The organism is Ornithinibacillus xuwenensis, assembly GCF_039614845.1.
Taxonomy (GTDB): domain Bacteria; phylum Bacillota; class Bacilli; order Bacillales; family Amphibacillaceae; genus Ornithinibacillus; species Ornithinibacillus xuwenensis.
Window position 1 is genome coordinate 306494 of sequence record NZ_JBDIML010000001.1, and the last position, 16390, is coordinate 322883.

At 36.5% G+C, this 16390-nt stretch carries 14 protein-coding genes; 12 read left to right on the top strand and 2 right to left on the bottom strand.

The genetic code is table 11. From position 1 onward, the window contains the following. Nucleotides 1-11: 11 nt before the first annotated feature. Nucleotides 12-2285, top strand: a complete 2274-nt coding sequence (locus tag ABC228_RS01885; RefSeq protein ID WP_345823396.1) for a DNA internalization-related competence protein ComEC/Rec2 — start codon at nucleotides 12-14, stop codon at nucleotides 2283-2285. A 79-nt stretch (nucleotides 2286-2364) separates the two neighbouring features. Here ABC228_RS01885 and ABC228_RS01890 read toward each other — a convergent pair whose 3' ends face one another. Continuing rightward, on the bottom strand, nucleotides 2365-2499 hold the full coding sequence (locus ABC228_RS01890) for a YqzM family protein (protein ID WP_345823397.1): 135 nt from the start codon (nucleotides 2497-2499) through the stop codon (nucleotides 2365-2367). A gap of 315 nt (nucleotides 2500-2814) precedes the next feature. On the opposite strand from ABC228_RS01890, the gene holA reads away from it, so the two are divergent. Beyond that, on the top strand, nucleotides 2815-3828 hold the full coding sequence (gene holA, locus ABC228_RS01895; protein ID WP_345823398.1) for a DNA polymerase III subunit delta: 1014 nt from the start codon (nucleotides 2815-2817) through the stop codon (nucleotides 3826-3828). Nucleotides 3829-3862: 34 nt separating this feature from the next. Here holA and rpsT read toward each other — a convergent pair whose 3' ends face one another. Beyond that, on the bottom strand, nucleotides 3863-4129 hold the full coding sequence (rpsT, locus tag ABC228_RS01900; RefSeq protein WP_345823399.1) for a 30S ribosomal protein S20: 267 nt from the start codon (nucleotides 4127-4129) through the stop codon (nucleotides 3863-3865). Nucleotides 4130-4323: 194 nt separating this feature from the next. Between rpsT and gpr the strand changes: the two genes are divergently transcribed. The 10 genes from gpr (at nucleotide 4324) to prmA (ending at nucleotide 16389) form a co-directional block, all read left to right on the top strand. After that, nucleotides 4324-5421: a GPR endopeptidase gene (gpr, locus tag ABC228_RS01905; RefSeq protein ID WP_345823400.1), complete on the top strand. Its 1098-nt coding sequence runs from the start codon at nucleotides 4324-4326 to the stop codon at nucleotides 5419-5421. Nucleotides 5422-5538: 117 nt separating this feature from the next. Then, a complete protein-coding gene (spoIIP, locus tag ABC228_RS01910; RefSeq protein ID WP_345823401.1) occupies nucleotides 5539-6708 on the top strand; it encodes a stage II sporulation protein P in 1170 nt (389 codons plus the stop codon). 14 nt (nucleotides 6709-6722) lie between these two features. Next, complete coding sequence (locus ABC228_RS01915; protein WP_345823402.1) at nucleotides 6723-7055, top strand: hypothetical protein; 333 nt, start codon at nucleotides 6723-6725, stop codon at nucleotides 7053-7055. Between the two features lie 209 nt (nucleotides 7056-7264). Further along, on the top strand, nucleotides 7265-9073 hold the full coding sequence (gene lepA, locus ABC228_RS01920; protein ID WP_345823403.1) for a translation elongation factor 4: 1809 nt from the start codon (nucleotides 7265-7267) through the stop codon (nucleotides 9071-9073). 81 nt (nucleotides 9074-9154) lie between these two features. Continuing rightward, entirely contained in the window at nucleotides 9155-10315 is a 1161-nt protein-coding gene (gene hemW, locus ABC228_RS01925) for a radical SAM family heme chaperone HemW (protein WP_345823404.1), read from the top strand. 77 nt (nucleotides 10316-10392) lie between these two features. After that, nucleotides 10393-11427 carry a heat-inducible transcriptional repressor HrcA gene (hrcA, locus tag ABC228_RS01930; RefSeq protein ID WP_345823405.1) on the top strand — a complete coding sequence of 345 codons (1035 nt, stop codon included), beginning with the start codon at nucleotides 10393-10395 and terminating at the stop codon, nucleotides 11425-11427. A gap of 58 nt (nucleotides 11428-11485) precedes the next feature. Beyond that, nucleotides 11486-12070 (top strand): nucleotide exchange factor GrpE, encoded by a 585-nt coding sequence (gene grpE / locus ABC228_RS01935; RefSeq protein WP_345823406.1) that lies wholly within the window; start codon nucleotides 11486-11488, stop codon nucleotides 12068-12070. A gap of 34 nt (nucleotides 12071-12104) precedes the next feature. Further along, complete coding sequence (gene dnaK / locus ABC228_RS01940) at nucleotides 12105-13937, top strand: molecular chaperone DnaK (protein WP_345823407.1); 1833 nt, start codon at nucleotides 12105-12107, stop codon at nucleotides 13935-13937. A 283-nt stretch (nucleotides 13938-14220) separates the two neighbouring features. Continuing rightward, on the top strand, nucleotides 14221-15348 hold the full coding sequence (dnaJ, locus tag ABC228_RS01945; RefSeq protein WP_345823408.1) for a molecular chaperone DnaJ: 1128 nt from the start codon (nucleotides 14221-14223) through the stop codon (nucleotides 15346-15348). Between the two features lie 102 nt (nucleotides 15349-15450). Beyond that, a complete protein-coding gene (gene prmA, locus ABC228_RS01950; protein ID WP_345823409.1) occupies nucleotides 15451-16389 on the top strand; it encodes a 50S ribosomal protein L11 methyltransferase in 939 nt (312 codons plus the stop codon). Nucleotide 16390 lies beyond the last annotated feature (1 nt).

Below are 16390 nucleotides of genomic sequence, written 5' to 3' on the forward strand. Positions count from 1 at the left end.
GTGACTTTGGCATGAAAGGGTTTTGGTATATCCCTGCGTTGGCAAGCTTATGTAGTGTTCTTGTGAAGATTTTTGACACGATATTCATTTATATTGCATTACTCTTATGGTTCGTCTATTTATATAAGACAAAACGGTTAGGGAAATTAATGATTGTATTTTCCCTAGCTTGCTTTTTGTTCTTCATATTCTATATCCCCGAAATCAATCATTCATACCCTACACAGGATCCGCAGAAGACGACAATAAAAGGCACTATTGTATCCCCAGTTGTATCCTCCGAAAAACTTCTTCAGATGACAATCCGTGATGAAACGACACAAAACCTTATTCAAGTAACTTACTTTAATCCCAAAACAGAAGATAGGCTTGCTGATATAAAGCATGGGGCAATTTGTGTTATAGATGGTGAATTAGGCTCTCCCGAGAGAAGTCGAAATCCAGGGCAATTTAATTACCAATTTTATCTAGCATCAAAAGGTATTCAACTTGAATTAGAAATTAGTAACCCCGAAAGCATAAGTTGTAGTGGGGAGTCTTTTATTAGTCACTTATACAGTTTTCGAAACAGGATGTTAGATTATGTATCAGAACATTATCCTGAACGATCGAGTGCGTGGATTAACGCTTTGGTATTAGGGGATGATGGTGATATACCAAAGGAAATAGAAGCCTTATTTCAGCGTTGGGGATTATCCCATTTATTAGCGATTTCCGGCCTCCATATTGGTTTGGTTGTTGGTTTATTTTATTTTATCACGATAAAATGGAATATTCTCACGAGAGAAAAAGCGCAGTGGGTGATGGTCTTTTTCCTACCCGTTTACGCCATCCTGGCTGGAGGAGAGCCTTCTGTTTGGAGAGCGAGTTTAATGGTATTTCTCGTCATTATCTTACAGAAAATAAAACAACGTTATTCTGTAACGGATATAATTAGCATCATTTTTTTAATGCTATTACTAACAAATTCCTATATTATTTATCAAATTGGATTCCAATTCTCATTTTTAGTGACGTTCGGAATTATTTTATCAAGAAAATGGCTTAGCAAAAATAATTCACGATTCTTTCAACTTTTTAAGTTAAGTTTTATTTCCCAGTTAATCATCATCCCACTACAACTTCAATATTTCTACAATGTTAATCCATTATCCATCGTGTTAAATATTTTTGTCGTTCCTTATTTCTCGTTCTTCGTAATACCTCTAATGTTTTTATTACTGATTCTCTCGCCAATACCATTCGTCTCAACAATTATAGAATCGATATTTCATGTGTTTTATCATTGGGGCTTTCTGATGCCAATGCAATATATGGATCAAATAGCTTATAATCCATTTGTGACTGGTTATTTTCCCGAAATAATGAAGGTAATTTATTATTGCTTCCTGTTTATTTTCATGAATAAACTCGTACAAGACCAATTGCGACATGCTTTTTACGTTGGTATCCTTCTTACCGCAATACTAATATGGGTGGTGGCAAAACCATATTTTTCACCTTATGGGATGGTGACGATGCTTGATATTGGGCAAGGAGATGCATTTGTTATTGAATTGCCATTTAGGAAAGGCGTAATCTTAGTTGATGCGGGGGCAGGCCTATCATACGAAAGTATGACTCCGAACGATAATGTTTTCTCCGATATTATTGAACCATTCTTAACTTATCGAGGTATAACGGATATTGATGCTATCTTTGTCAGCCATGAAGATATAGATCATTCTGGAAGTGTCAGATTTATTGTTGAAAAATATAATGTCAGTAATGTCATTGTTAGTCCATTTTATCCATTGGAATTAGAAACCATCGAGGCTATCGAAAAGCAGGGTACGCGAATTGTTCGTGTACAGCAAGGAGACAAGCTTACGATTAAAGAAAATACGTTTACCATTCGTTCTCCTGGGGTAGATAGCAAGAGTAGCAATGAGAACTCACTTGTATTTGATGTTAGGCTAGGTAATCAAAATTGGTTATTTACTGGAGACATCGGGACGGAAACGGAACTGGATTTACGAAGGAATTATCCGAATTTAGAAGTAGATACACTCAAAATCGCACATCACGGCAGTGACTCCTCTACAGACAAACATTTCTTAAATCAAATCAATCCAAAAGTTGCCTTAATTTCTGTTGGTCAAGAAAATCGTTATGGACACCCATCAAACGATGTCATTCAATTACTCAAGCAGAAAGGGGTAAATATATTGCGAACAGACTTGCACGGTGCGGTCTTGTATCAATTTACTGGAAATGAAGGAACGTTTTATAAATTTATTCCATAGGATAACAGTAGAATCAGACCAAAATAAAAGAGACAGGTATTTTAGAACCAGTCTCTTTTGTTTCGCTCGTTTCTATGTATCAAGAACCAATAACACTAATCGTAACACCAATAGCAAATATTAAAAGAAAGAAAATTGCCGAAAATGCAAAGCCTTTGATTGAATCAACTACATCATTATTTTTGGATTGTGGATTCTGTTCAAATTCATTCATAGCTAACCCTCCTATTTCACCTATAGTATAAATTATTTACATAAAAAAATCCACAAATGACGTGAAAAAGTCAAATTTAAATATGCATCTCCAAAATTAGAAAGAGTTAACAACTATACTTTTTGCGAGAAGGGTCATGCTATAAATGAAGTCAAAAACATCGTTTAGCATAATGTTCCTAGGTCCTTATGTTAAACGTTTATATAGATAGGGGAGGGGGATTTTGACTCAAATTTCCCTCTCAAGGTTTTTCTTGCTATTCCACTACGTTCGGATTAACATTAACTATGTACTTAACCTAATGGAGTGAATAGCATGAACTATAAAGAAGCAGTTCAGCAATTAAATAAGCAGAAAATACCAGAAGTCATTTTATTATATGGAACTGAAATTTATTTTATCCAAAAAATAAAAGATATCCTTGCGAAACGTATTTTAACAGATGAGGATAATTTATCTACATATGACCTAACCGAAACGTCTATTCAAGAAGTAATCGCAGATGTAGAAACATACCCATTCTTTGGAGAACGAAAATTAATTATCGCAACCAATGCTTCATTCTTGAAGGCAAAACCTGACAAATTAACATTTGAGCATCATCTAGAAAGCTTAGAACGTTATATCGAAATGCCAGTAGATTATTCTACCTTGGTTGTTGTTGCACCTTTTGAGAAAATAGATGAGCGGAAAAAGATAAGCAAACAATTTAAGAAGAACGCTCTAGTCGTAGAATGTAATCCAGTGAAGGAATATGAACTGACGAATTGGATGAAAGAGCTAGCGAAGCAATTACAGGTTACTATTGCAGAGGATGCTTTTGAAATTTTTGAAAATGAACTTTCTACTGATTTGAATATCATTGAAAATGAGCTAGAGAAAATAGCGCTCTTTACAGGCGAAGGTGGAACTATCACGAGAGACATTGCGGAAGAAATGGTATCTCATACTACTAATAGCTCCGGAATTCGACTAGTGGATACCGTAATAGAAGGGAACTTACCCAAAGCAATCGGTATTTACAAGGATTTGGAGAAAATGAAGGAAGAACCGATAGCATTAATCGGATTGCTAGCCTTTCAATTTCGAATGATCCTAAGGGTTAAGTTGTTGAAACAGAAGGGATATAGTACTGGTCAAATGCAAAAACAGCTTGGTGTTCATCCATATGCAATCAAAATTGCTTTAAACCGGGAAGCGAAATTTACTGAGCAACGGCTTGAATCCATCATCCATCATCTTGCAGAAACTGATGCTGTTATGAAGCAAGGGCGAATGGAAAAACAATTAGCATTTGAATTACTGTTGTATAACTTAATTAAAGAATAAAAAAACGATCCTTTTATGGGGATCGTTTTTTACATTATGCACCTAGTCCGTTAACTTTTTTAGTTAGACGAGCTTTTTGACGGTTACCAGTGTTTTTATGAATAATTCCTTTTTGCACTGCTTTGTCAATCTTTTTAATAGTTGCAGTTAGTGCAGTTTTTGCATTCTCAACATCATTTGCTTCAACAAATTTTTCAACAGATTTTATTTGTGAACGCATTTCAGATTTGTCTGCTTGATTTTGAGCACGTTTTTTATTGTTTACATCAACACGTTTAATTGCGGATTTAATGTTAGCCATTATTTCACCTCCTAATAAAACACAAACGTTCAATACATTGAACAAGAGACATTTTACCAAAGAAACAGCATGTTTTCAATAACAATATATTTATCCTTCCCTAAATCGTATGTTTTCAGCGAATTAGTGAACGCTAATTGTAAAGCATTGTGTCATCATGCAATTGTACATTTTATGGAAGGATGCGATTTTTTATGGACAAGAATGAAGGTAATTTTCAAGTTCGTACTGATTTGGCAATTGAAGCAAAGGATATGTATGTAGAGAAAGAAACCCCTCCTGAAGATCAAATTAATGGTGTGCAAATTAAAGAGCGAGAAGAAAATGGAATTAAAATTTCGTATGTAGAAATTAATGCAGATGGAGCCGATTTACTTGGCAAAAAACCCGGATCCTACGTAACCATTTATGCAGATGGTGTTAAGAAACAAGATACAAAACGTCAGGAAGAAGCAGCTAAAATTCTAGCTAGAGAACTAGAGAATTTGTTAGCGAAAAACAATATTGCAAAGAATGGCACAGGATTAATTGTAGGTCTTGGAAATTGGAATGTTACTCCGGATGCGCTTGGTCCGATGACTGTAGAGAAAGTGCTCGTTACCAGCCATTTGTTTAATCTGGAGCATGAATCTGTTTCGGATGGCTATCGTCCAGTTGGGGCAGTTACACCAGGTGTTATGGGGGTAACAGGTATTGAAACAAGCAATATTATTTTTGGTATTGTAGAGAAATTCAAGCCGGATTTTGTTATTGCAATTGATGCGTTAGCCTCAAGGTCGATCGAACGTGTTAATGAAACAATTCAATTATCAGATTCTGGTATTCATCCTGGTTCAGGTGTTGGGAATAAACGTAAGGAGCTTAGTAAGGAAACACTTGGTGTACCAGTACTGGCAATTGGAGTTCCTACTGTTGTTGATGCCGTGACCATTACGAGTGACACAATTGACTTTATATTAAAGCATTTTGGAAGAGAATTTAACGAAAAGGATCGTCCTTCGAAATCGCTGGCTCCAGCTAGCATGTCTTTTGGTGCTAAGAAGTTTACAGAAGAAGATTTACCTGATGAGCAAAAGAGACAGACATTTATGGGAATTGTTGGGAATCTATCAGACGAAGAAAAGCGAAAGCTCATATCCGAGGTACTAACACCAATCGGACATAACTTAATGGTTACACCAAAAGAGGTTGATGGATTCATGATCGATATGTCCCATTTGTTAGCAAATGGCATTAATGCAGCACTTCATGAAGCAGTAGATGTTGATAACTTTGCCTCTTATTCAAGATAGAGATATTCCCTATGGATATCTCTATTATTTTTTGTTAAATATGAGAGTATTGGTTCTACCTTTTGTAGTTTCGTCATAGATTTTATCAATAGACAAACTGCTAAAGGAGTGAACAAGATGCTTCGTCCCAAAGGAGCAAGCTCACAGCCAAGAATATTATTGCTTTTCAAAAAAAGCTTTCTATATGTTTTAAGTGTTGCAATATTATTTGTAATAATAGGATTATTTACTAGTATTTCACCGGCCTTTCGCTTTTCTTCCAATACGATAACAAATTGGACAAGTGAAATAGAGAGTTCTACTTTTTTGTACTTGTTAGGAATGGAGAATCGAGTCTTTCTTGAAGGGCTTCCTCCGGATTCTGAGGTGCCAAAGTTATCCGCGACATTGTTTCAAATTGCAACTAGTATCAAACCAGATGATCCACGGAGCTTACTCGGCAATGAATTGCCAGGATTTTCGATCTATGATAGTGAAATATTTATTGCGGGGGAAGGTACTAATTATACGAATCTTCCTGTTGAATCTACCCCACCACTTGAAGAGGTTCTGAAAGATCGAGAAGCGGTAGTAGATGAGGATATAGATCCAGTGCAGAGTGATGAACAGAAAGGTGATGGCCCAACAACCGGAGGTAAAGATGTCGTGTTTATCTATAACACGCATAATTATGAATCATTTTTACCGCACTTGCCTGGCGTTACTAATCCTGATTTAGCGCAGCATAGTGAAGTAAATGTTACAAATATTAGTGATCGATTAGCAGAGTCTTTAAGAGCCAATGGAATTGGAACAACTGTTGGCAAGACGGATACAATGAAAATCTTGGATGAGAAAAACATGGAATATTGGCAGTCTTATGAAGCCATTAGGGAGAATGTCCAAGAGGCATTTTCTACGAATAAAGACATTCAATACGTATTTGATATCCATCGTGACAGTTTAGGTAGAGAGGAAACAACGAAAGAAATAAAAGGGCAGGCATATGCAAAGATTGCATTTGTAATTGGTGGTGAATATGAAGGCTATGAGAAGAATTTAGAACTAGCTACTAAGTTACATTATATTATGGAAGAGAAGTATCCAGGGTTAAGTAGAGGTGTATTACCACCTAAAAAAGGTCCTGGCACAAATGGTGTATTTAATCAAGACTTACATGACAATGCTGTACTTATCGAAATCGGAGGGGTAGGTAATAATATGGAAGAGTTATACCGATCTGCAGATGCTCTTGCTGACGTGATAAGTGAGTTTTACTGGGATGCTGAAAAAGTAAATTCGAATTAGTGGAGGTTTTGAGTATGTTTAAATTTGTTTCTGTCATCTTATTATTAGTAATATGCTTTTTAGTTGGAGCAATTGTAGGAATCGATTTTAATGATCAGGCAATACTTCCAACCAATACAATGGAGGGTACAGAAGCAACTGAGCCATCCTCAGACTACACGCACACAGCAAATGAGCAGTCTGATGAAACAGAGGTTGTCACACAAGAGTCTGTTGCTAAGGAGCTCTCAAAGGATAACGGAGAACACATAAGCAAACAATCTGCATCGTTTTTAGAGGGAGTCGTGACAGGATTTTACGATATGATCGTCCAGATTATGTACCAATTTTCACAGCTATTCTTTTAAGGAATAAAGATCATGGGTCACTATCACGAATATGATAGTGGCTTTTTCGCTCTATAAAAGCAAATGTTTCTTGAAAGTACTGGTTGCAATTGCTATAATCATCCTAGCAATCATCGTAATTATTAACTTGAAAATTAATAGAAAGTAATAAGTACGGAAAATTTGTACTTTTACCAAGTGGTAGAAGACAATGGGAGTGAGCATCACGTATGGCGAGAAAACAAGCTAATGTACGAAATTTTTCAATTATAGCCCATATTGACCATGGTAAGTCAACATTGGCGGATCGTATTCTAGAAAATACGAAAACCATTACAAAGCGTGAAATGAAGGATCAAGTCCTTGATGCAATGGATTTGGAGCGTGAACGTGGAATTACCATTAAATTAAATGCGGTTCAATTGCAATATACCAGTAAAAGTGGAGAAGAATATATTTTTCATCTAATCGATACTCCAGGTCACGTAGATTTTACATATGAAGTATCTAGAAGTTTAGCTGCTTGTGAAGGGGCAATCTTAGTTGTTGATGCTGCTCAAGGGATTGAGGCGCAAACATTGGCTAATGTATACTTAGCATTGGATAATGAACTAGAAATCATCCCGGTCATCAACAAAATTGATTTACCTAGTGCAGATCCAGATCGAGTTAAAAAAGAATTAGAAGACGTTATTGGTATTGATCCTGATGATGTAATATTAGCTTCAGCGAAAGCTAATATTGGGATTGAAGATATTCTAGAAAGAATTACTGAAGCTATACCAGCACCTGTAGGCAATCCTGACGAACCACTGAAAGCACTAATATTTGATTCGCTTTATGATTCTTACCGTGGTGTAGTGGCTTATGTTTGTGTGAAAGAAGGCTCTGTCAAGGTTGGCGATCGCATAAAAATGATGGCTACTGGTAAGGAGTTTGAGGTTAATGAGGTTGGTGTATTTACACCAAAACCACTTTCAAAACAAGAGCTGACTGTAGGTGATGTCGGGTATTTAACAGCATCTATTAAGAATGTAAGTGATACCCGTGTCGGAGATACAATTACGACTGCTACGAAACCAGCATCTGAGCCTTTACCAGGATATCGCCGATTGAACCCGATGGTCTATTGTGGACTTTATCCAGTTGATTCCAATAAATATAATGACTTGCGAGAAGCACTTGAGCGTTTAGAGTTAAACGATTCTGCACTTCAATATGAAGCTGAAACATCTCAAGCACTAGGCTTTGGATTTCGCTGTGGCTTCTTAGGCCTGCTTCATATGGAAATTATTCAAGAAAGAATTGAACGAGAGTTTAATATTGATTTAATTACAACAGCACCAAGTGTTATTTATGAAGTTGAAAAAACAGATGGCGAAATAATCACGATTGATAATCCATCTGTAATGCCAGATCCACAACAGATTCAAGAGATTCGTGAACCATATGTAAAGGCAACGATTATGGTGCCTAATGAGTTTGTCGGAGCTGTAATGGAAATTTCTCAGAAAAAACGTGGACAGTTTATCGATATGGAATACTTAGATGATATTCGGGTAAATGTAGTTTATCACATTCCATTATCAGAAATTGTTTATGACTTTTTTGACCAGCTTAAGTCAAACACAAAGGGCTATGCATCCTTTGACTATGAGTTGATTGGATATAGAGCTTCTAAACTGGTTAAAATGGATATTTTACTAAATGCGGAGACAATTGATGCATTATCCTTTATTGTCCATCGAGATTTTGCATATGAACGTGGAAAACAGATTGTCGAAAAACTAAAGGAATTAATTCCAAGACAACAATTTGAGGTTCCGGTCCAAGCAGCAATTGGTAATAAAATTGTAGCACGTTCTACCATTAAAGCTATGCGTAAAAATGTACTCGCAAAATGCTATGGAGGAGACATCTCTCGTAAGAGGAAACTACTTGAGAAGCAAAAAGAAGGTAAAAAACGCATGAAGATGGTAGGTTCTGTTGAAGTGCCTCAGGAAGCCTTCATGGCTGTCTTAAAAATGAATGATGAATAGTTTAAAGGAACGGGAGAACTTTATACGAAAAGTTTTTCCTTTTCTTTTTTGTACATGACTAAAGTTGTAAGGAGAATAGAGATGAGCATTCAATCCGTTTACATTCACATACCGTTCTGTCAGCAAATCTGTCATTATTGTGATTTTACCAAATTTTTTTATGATGAAGATTCTGCAACGAAGTATATTGAAGCATTATCAAATGAAATTAATGTTCAAGTTCAAGGCAGTAATAACAAGGTCAAAACAATTTTTATTGGTGGTGGGACTCCTACTGCATTAAACCATCATCAATTAAGATCACTATTAGAACTAATAAACAAGAAATTTGATGTATCAAGCTGTGAGGAATTTTCAATAGAAGCAAATCCGGGGGATTTTGATCAGGAAAAGGCAAAACTACTGAAGGATTACGGTATTAACCGGGTATCATTAGGAGTACAAGTATTCGATGATAAGATGCTTAAAGAATTAGGACGTGTACATCGAATTCAAGATGTATATAAAACAATTGATTTACTGAAGCAGCAAGGGTTATCCAATATCAGTATTGATTTAATTTATTCCTTGCCAAACCAAACAGTTGCGCATTTTGAGCAAACTGTTTTAGAGGCACTGTCGTTTCAATTGCCGCATTATTCATCCTACTCCCTTCAAATTGAACCGAAGACTATGTTCTATAATCGATTTAAGAAAGGACAGTTACATCGTCCTGCACAAGAAGAAGAGGTAAGAATGTTTGAGATGCTGAAATCAAAAATGTGGGAAAACGGATACGTTCAATATGAGATTAGTAACTTTGCTAAACCAGGATATGAAAGTAAGCATAATCTAACTTATTGGAATAATGAGTATTACTATGGATTTGGAGCAGGAGCGAGTGGTTACCTTCCTGGAAAAAGAACACTAAACATCCGCCCTCTACCAGCGTATATTAAGCAGGCAATGGAGGATGGTAACCCAGTCTTAAAAGTAGAGAAGATTGGATTAAAAGAAAGAATTGAGGAAGAACTATTTTTAGGATTGCGTAAACTAAGTGGTGTCAATAAGTCACAATTTAAATCGAAATTTGGATTTGCTCATGATAGATTATACAAAGATCAAATTGGACATCTTGTGCAGAAGGGATGGCTAATTGATGATAAAGAAACAATCCGACTGACAGAACAAGGTGTTCTTTTTGGGAACGATGTTTTTGAATATTTTCTATTAGAAGATCAGGATTTAAAGCAAGTCAATTGACAAAAAAATAAGGATTTGATAATTTATTATTAGATTTAGCACTCATTAAGGTAGAGTGCTAACAGGGGTGATCATTCATGTTAACAGATAGGCAACTTCTGATTTTGCAAGTCATAATTGATGAATTTATTGAATCAGCTCACCCAGTTGGCTCGCGTGCTATTTCAAAGAAGGATCAAATTTCTTATAGTGCTGCAACCATTCGTAATGTGATGGCCGATTTGGAAGAACTTGGGTTTATCGAGAAAACTCATTCATCTTCAGGTCGAGTTCCCTCTGAAAAAGGGTATCGTTATTATGTCGATCATGTTATTGCACCGACAGTTGAGAACAGCAACCTCAATATTATGAAGAATTTGATTCAGGATGAATTTATCGAATTTGAAAAGCTCGTACAAAAGTCTGCTGAGGTACTTTCTGAATTAACGAGTTATACTTCCATCATATTGGGGCCAGAGGTGTTTGAAACGAGGCTTAAACAGCTTCAAATTGTGACACTATCTACTCATACGGCTGTTGCAATCCTTGTTACAGACTCTGGACACGTTGAACATCGATCATTCTCTATTCCAGCTGAAATCAGTCCATCCGACTTAGAGAAGATGGTCAATATCTTGAATGAACGATTGAAAGGTGTTTCACTCGCAAGGTTAGCTGAGGTACTGAGTTCTGAGGTTTTATCATTAATGAAGATGTATGTTCAAGATTTCGAAAGATCCTATAGTTATCTTAAATCAGCCTTTTTTAGTGAACACCCAGTAAAACTATACATCGGTGGGAAAACTAATCTATTAATGCAACCAGAATTTAATGATATTAATAAAGTTCGATCCTTCTATCGGATGATGGAAAATGAAGATGAAGTATTGAATTTATTGAAGTCCCCAGAACATGGAATAAAAGTAACAATTGGTAATGAAAACGAATTAGATGCGATTAAAGACTTTAGCTTAATTACGGCTTCCTACCAATTAGGTGATAATCAAATGGGGAAAATTGCGTTGCTTGGACCTACCAGAATGGAATATCGAAAAGTGATCACATTATTAACTGCCTTATCAAATGAAATGACAGATGCGTTGTACTTATGGTATAAAAACAACGGCAAGTAAAATTAGGAATTAATATATTCAGCCTAGCTTCGCTGATTCAATTTTGGAGGTGCCTAGTTTGGAAGAAAAAAATAACACAGAAGTTACAGAGGAGAATCTAACTGAAGCTCCTGACGAGCAAGTGGATATTATGGTTGATTCTGAATCTGAAGTAACGTCTCAAGAGGATTCTAATGCAGAAACAAAGGAAACTCATGAGCAAGAATTTAAACAGTTGCAACAAGAGAAAGACGAAATCTACCAACGACTACTAAGGACTCAAGCTGAATTCGATAATTTTAAAAAACGGACGATTAAAGAGAGAGAGGCAGATCGTAAATATAAAGCACAAGATATTGTGTCCGAGCTTCTGCCAGCAATTGACAACTTTGAACGTGCGTTACAAGTTGAGACTACGGATGCTGTTAAAGGGTTACTAGATGGTATTTCTATGGTTTACAGACAACTAAAAGATGCTTTAAAAGCACAGGGTGTCGAGGAAATTGAAACGGTTGGAAAAGAATTCGATCCTAATCTACATCAAGCTGTTATGCAGGTTGAAGATGATGAGATGGAATCAAATACTGTTGTGGAAGAACTACAAAAAGGATATTTACTTAAAGACCGAGTAATTCGACCAGCAATGGTCAAGGTCAATAAATAATTTTTGAAGGAAGCAATCAAGGAGGAAATAAGCAATGAGTAAAATCATCGGTATCGATTTAGGAACAACAAATTCATGTGTTGCAGTAATGGAAGGTGGAGAAGCAGTTGTTATTCCCAATCCGGAAGGAAACCGTACAACACCATCCGCTGTAGCTTTTAAAAATGGCGAGAGACAAGTAGGGGAAGTTGCGAAGCGTCAATCCATTACAAATCCTAACACAATCTTATCTATTAAACGTCATATGGGAACAGATTATCAAGTAAATGTTGAAAATAAGGATTATACACCACAAGAGGTATCTGCTATTATACTTCAGCACTTGAAGTCCTATGCTGAGGATTATATTGGTGAAAAAGTAGAAAAAGCTGTAATTACAGTTCCTGCTTATTTTAATGATGCAGAGCGTCAAGCAACAAAAGATGCAGGTAGAATTGCAGGTTTAGAAGTAGAGCGTATTATTAATGAACCGACAGCAGCGGCTTTAGCATATGGCATTGATAAAAGTGAACAAGATCAAACGATTTTAGTATATGACTTAGGTGGCGGTACATTTGACGTATCAATCTTAGATATTGGTGATGGTACTTTTGAAGTTATTGCAACTGCTGGTGATAATCGCCTAGGTGGAGATGACTTTGATAATGTTATCATTGATTACTTAGTACAAGAATTCAAAAAAGAAAATGGTATAGACTTATCAAAAGATAAAATGGCAATGCAACGTCTAAAAGATGCAGCTGAAAAGGCGAAGAAAGACTTATCTGGAGTTGCGCAAACTCAGATTTCGCTTCCATTTATTACAGCTGGTGAAGCAGGACCATTACACTTAGAAACAAACTTAACTCGTGCTAAATTTGAAGAATTATCTTCTGAATTGGTTGAGCGTACGATGGTGCCTACTCGTAAAGCGCTAAGAGATGCTGATTTATCAGCTAGCGACATTGACAAAGTAATTCTTGTAGGTGGATCGACTCGTATTCCAGCAGTTCAAGAAGCTATTAAACGTGAAACTGGTAAAGAACCATCAAAAGGAGTAAACCCAGATGAGGTTGTGGCTCTAGGTGCAGCTATTCAAGGTGGGGTACTACAAGGTGATGTGAAGGATGTAGTTTTACTTGATGTTACACCACTTTCTTTAGGTATTGAAACAATGGGTGGCGTATTTACAAAACTTATTGAAAGAAATACAACGATTCCAACTAGTCATTCACAAGTGTTCTCTACGGCAGCTGATAGTCAAACGGCGGTAGATATTCACGTATTACAGGGTGAACGTGAAATGGCTGCGGATAACAAAACGCTTGGTCGTTTTCAGTTAACAGATATCCCACCTGCACCAAGAGGTGTACCACAAATCGAAGTTTCCTTTGATATTGATTCAAATGGTATTGTTAATGTACGTGCAAAAGATATGGGAACAAACAAAGAACAATCCATTACGATAAAATCATCTTCAGGATTATCAGATGAAGAAGTAGATCGTATGGTAAAAGAAGCTGAAGAGAATGCAGATGCTGATAAGAAACGTCGTGAAGAAGTAGAGCTACGTAATGAAGCGGATCAATTGATCTTCACTACAGATAAAACAATTAAAGACCTTGCAGACAAAGTGTCTGAAGAAGAGAAGCAAAAAGCGGAATCTGCAAAAGATGAATTGAAAAAGGCATTAGAAGCTGATGACCTTGACCAAATTAAAGCTAAGAAAGAAGCGTTGCAAGAGCAAGTACAACAGCTTTCTGTTAAGCTTTATGAGCAAATGGCTCAAGAAAATCAAGCAGCTCAAGGACAAGAAGGGCAAAATGACGCAGATGATGTTGTTGATGCTGATTATCAGGAAGTAGATGACGAAGAAAAAAATAAGTAAATAAAGCTTTCATTAAAAGTCAAAGTCAGGACCTTCTTGGCTTTGACTTTTTTCACCTTGGGCCTTGAAGCATTTGCCATCATAATGTTTCTAATGTTATGATTATCTTTATTGCAGGCTACAGAAATGGTCGTAAATAATAGTAATTTGATAAAAAATTACAATATTCGAGGGAAGGGAATTATTATTCCTAGTACCAATTAAATTTAGGAAATTAGGAGGGTATTTCCCTCTTTATCATAAAGGTTTTTTATGGAATCGTGATTTGGGAGAGTGATTCAAAGTGTCAAAGCGAGATTATTATGAGGTTTTGGGCGTTGAAAAGAACGCATCAAAAGAGGAGATTAAAAAGTCCTATCGTAAATTAGCAAGAAAATATCATCCAGATGTCAATAAAGAGGCCGATGCAGCAGATAAATTTAAAGAAGCTAAAGAAGCCTATGAAACACTATCGAATGACCAAAAGAGAGCCCAATATGATCAGTTTGGCCATGCTGGAGCAAACGGTCAAGGATTCGGTGGTTTCGGTGGAGGTGCACAGGATTTTGGTGGCTTTGGTGATATATTTGATATGTTTTTTGGTGGTGGTGGCCGAAGACGTGATCCAAATGCACCACAACAGGGAGCAGACCTTCAATACACGCTAATTTTAGACTTTGAGGAAGCAATCTTTGGGAAGGAAACGGATATCTCCGTTCCAAAAGAAGAATCATGTGACACGTGTCATGGATCTGGTGCTAAGCCTGGTACCAAAACCGAAACTTGTTCTCATTGTCATGGATCAGGACAAATGAATACGGAGCAAAATACGCCATTTGGCCGAGTTGTTAATCGAAGAGTGTGTCATCACTGTAACGGCTCTGGGAAGATTATTCCAGAAAAATGTCAAACATGTAGAGGTAACGGTACTGTTAAAAAGAATAAAAAAATCCATATCACTATTCCAGCGGGTATTGATGAAGGACAACAAATACGTGTATCAGGAAAAGGTGAGCCTGGAAAGAACGGCGGTCCAGCAGGGGATTTATACGTTGTCATTCAGGTGAGAAACCATGATTTCTTTACTCGTGAAGGGGATCATATCTTCTGTGAACTACCGTTAACATTTGCGCAAGCTGCTCTTGGAGATGAGGTAGAAGTTCCAACTGTTCATGGAAAAGTGAAGCTTAAGGTACCAGCTGGAACACAATCTGGTAAGACATTCCGGTTAAAAGGAAAAGGAGCGCCAAATGTAAGAGGGTATGGACATGGAGATCAACATATTAAGGTTCGTGTGGTTACACCTAGCACTTTAACAGACCGCCAGAAAGAGCTTCTTCGTGAATTTAATGAAATAGCAGGAAATGAAGCAACGGAAGAACAAGAGGATTCTCTATTCCAACGTTTTAAAAAAGCTTTTAAAGGTGAGTAGCACAATTATTTGGGGGAAAATGGTTTTAGTAATGCCCCCTTTCCCATTACATAGGCTTGACAGGATATGAACCAATTATAAAAGGAAATGAGTGAGATTCGTTTGAAATGGTCAGAAATTTGTATCCATACAACTAACGAAGCCATTGAACCAATATCAAATATCTTACATGAAACAGGTGCAAGTGGAGTCGTTATAGAGGACCCATTGGACTTAATTGTTGACAAAGATAACATGATGTATGGCGAAATATTCGAATTAAATGCAGATGACTATCCAAAAGAGGGGGTCTTTATCAAGGCATACCTACCTCTTAATAGTTTTCTAGGCGAAACAGTTGAAGAAATTAAACAAGCTATAAATAATCTAATTACATTTGATATAGACCTAGGTCCCAATGAGGTAACCTTAAGTGAAGTAAATGAAGAGGACTGGGCTACAGCTTGGAAAAAATACTATAAGCCTGTTAGAATTTCCGAAAAGATTACAATTACACCAACCTGGGAAGACTATACACCAAAATCAGACGATGAACTAATTATTGAGTTAGATCCTGGAATGGCTTTTGGGACTGGAACCCACCCAACAACGGTATTAAGTATTCAAGCACTGGAAAAGTATATTGAAAAGAATGATATTGTTATAGATGTTGGATGTGGGTCAGGTGTGCTAAGTATCGCTTCTGCATTATTAGGGGCCAAAGAAGTATATGCATATGATTTAGATGAGGTCGCTGTAAAAAGTACGAAAATCAATGCAAAGATAAATCATGTTCATTCATTAATTCAAACGAAGCAAAATAATTTATTAAACCAAGTCGATATGAAAGCAAATATTATCGTTTCAAATATATTAGCTGAAATTATCGTTCGGTTTATTTCTGATGCGTGGAATAACTTAGTGGAAGGTGGTTATTTTATTACTTCCGGTATTATTCAAGCTAAGAAACAAATGGTATTAGAACAGCTCGAAAACCAAGGCTTTGAAATTATCGCAATAAATGAGCTAGAAGATTGGGTTTCGATTATTGTGAGGAAGTAGG

Bases quoted from the DNA above. Each gene is read 5' to 3' on its own strand.
- ABC228_RS01885 (WP_345823396.1), top strand. From the start codon at position 12: ATGAAAGGGTTTTGGTATATCCCTGCGTTGGCAAGCTTATGTAGTGTT.
- ABC228_RS01890 (WP_345823397.1), bottom strand. From the start codon at position 2,499: ATGAATGAATTTGAACAGAATCCACAATCCAAAAATAATGATGTAGTT.
- holA (WP_345823398.1), top strand. From the start codon at position 2,815: ATGAACTATAAAGAAGCAGTTCAGCAATTAAATAAGCAGAAAATACCA.
- rpsT (WP_345823399.1), bottom strand. From the start codon at position 4,129: ATGGCTAACATTAAATCCGCAATTAAACGTGTTGATGTAAACAATAAA.
- gpr (WP_345823400.1), top strand. From the start codon at position 4,324: ATGGACAAGAATGAAGGTAATTTTCAAGTTCGTACTGATTTGGCAATT.
- spoIIP (WP_345823401.1), top strand. From the start codon at position 5,539: ATGCTTCGTCCCAAAGGAGCAAGCTCACAGCCAAGAATATTATTGCTT.
- ABC228_RS01915 (WP_345823402.1), top strand. From the start codon at position 6,723: ATGTTTAAATTTGTTTCTGTCATCTTATTATTAGTAATATGCTTTTTA.
- lepA (WP_345823403.1), top strand. From the start codon at position 7,265: ATGGCGAGAAAACAAGCTAATGTACGAAATTTTTCAATTATAGCCCAT.
- hemW (WP_345823404.1), top strand. From the start codon at position 9,155: ATGAGCATTCAATCCGTTTACATTCACATACCGTTCTGTCAGCAAATC.
- hrcA (WP_345823405.1), top strand. From the start codon at position 10,393: ATGTTAACAGATAGGCAACTTCTGATTTTGCAAGTCATAATTGATGAA.
- dnaK (WP_345823407.1), top strand. From the start codon at position 12,105: ATGAGTAAAATCATCGGTATCGATTTAGGAACAACAAATTCATGTGTT.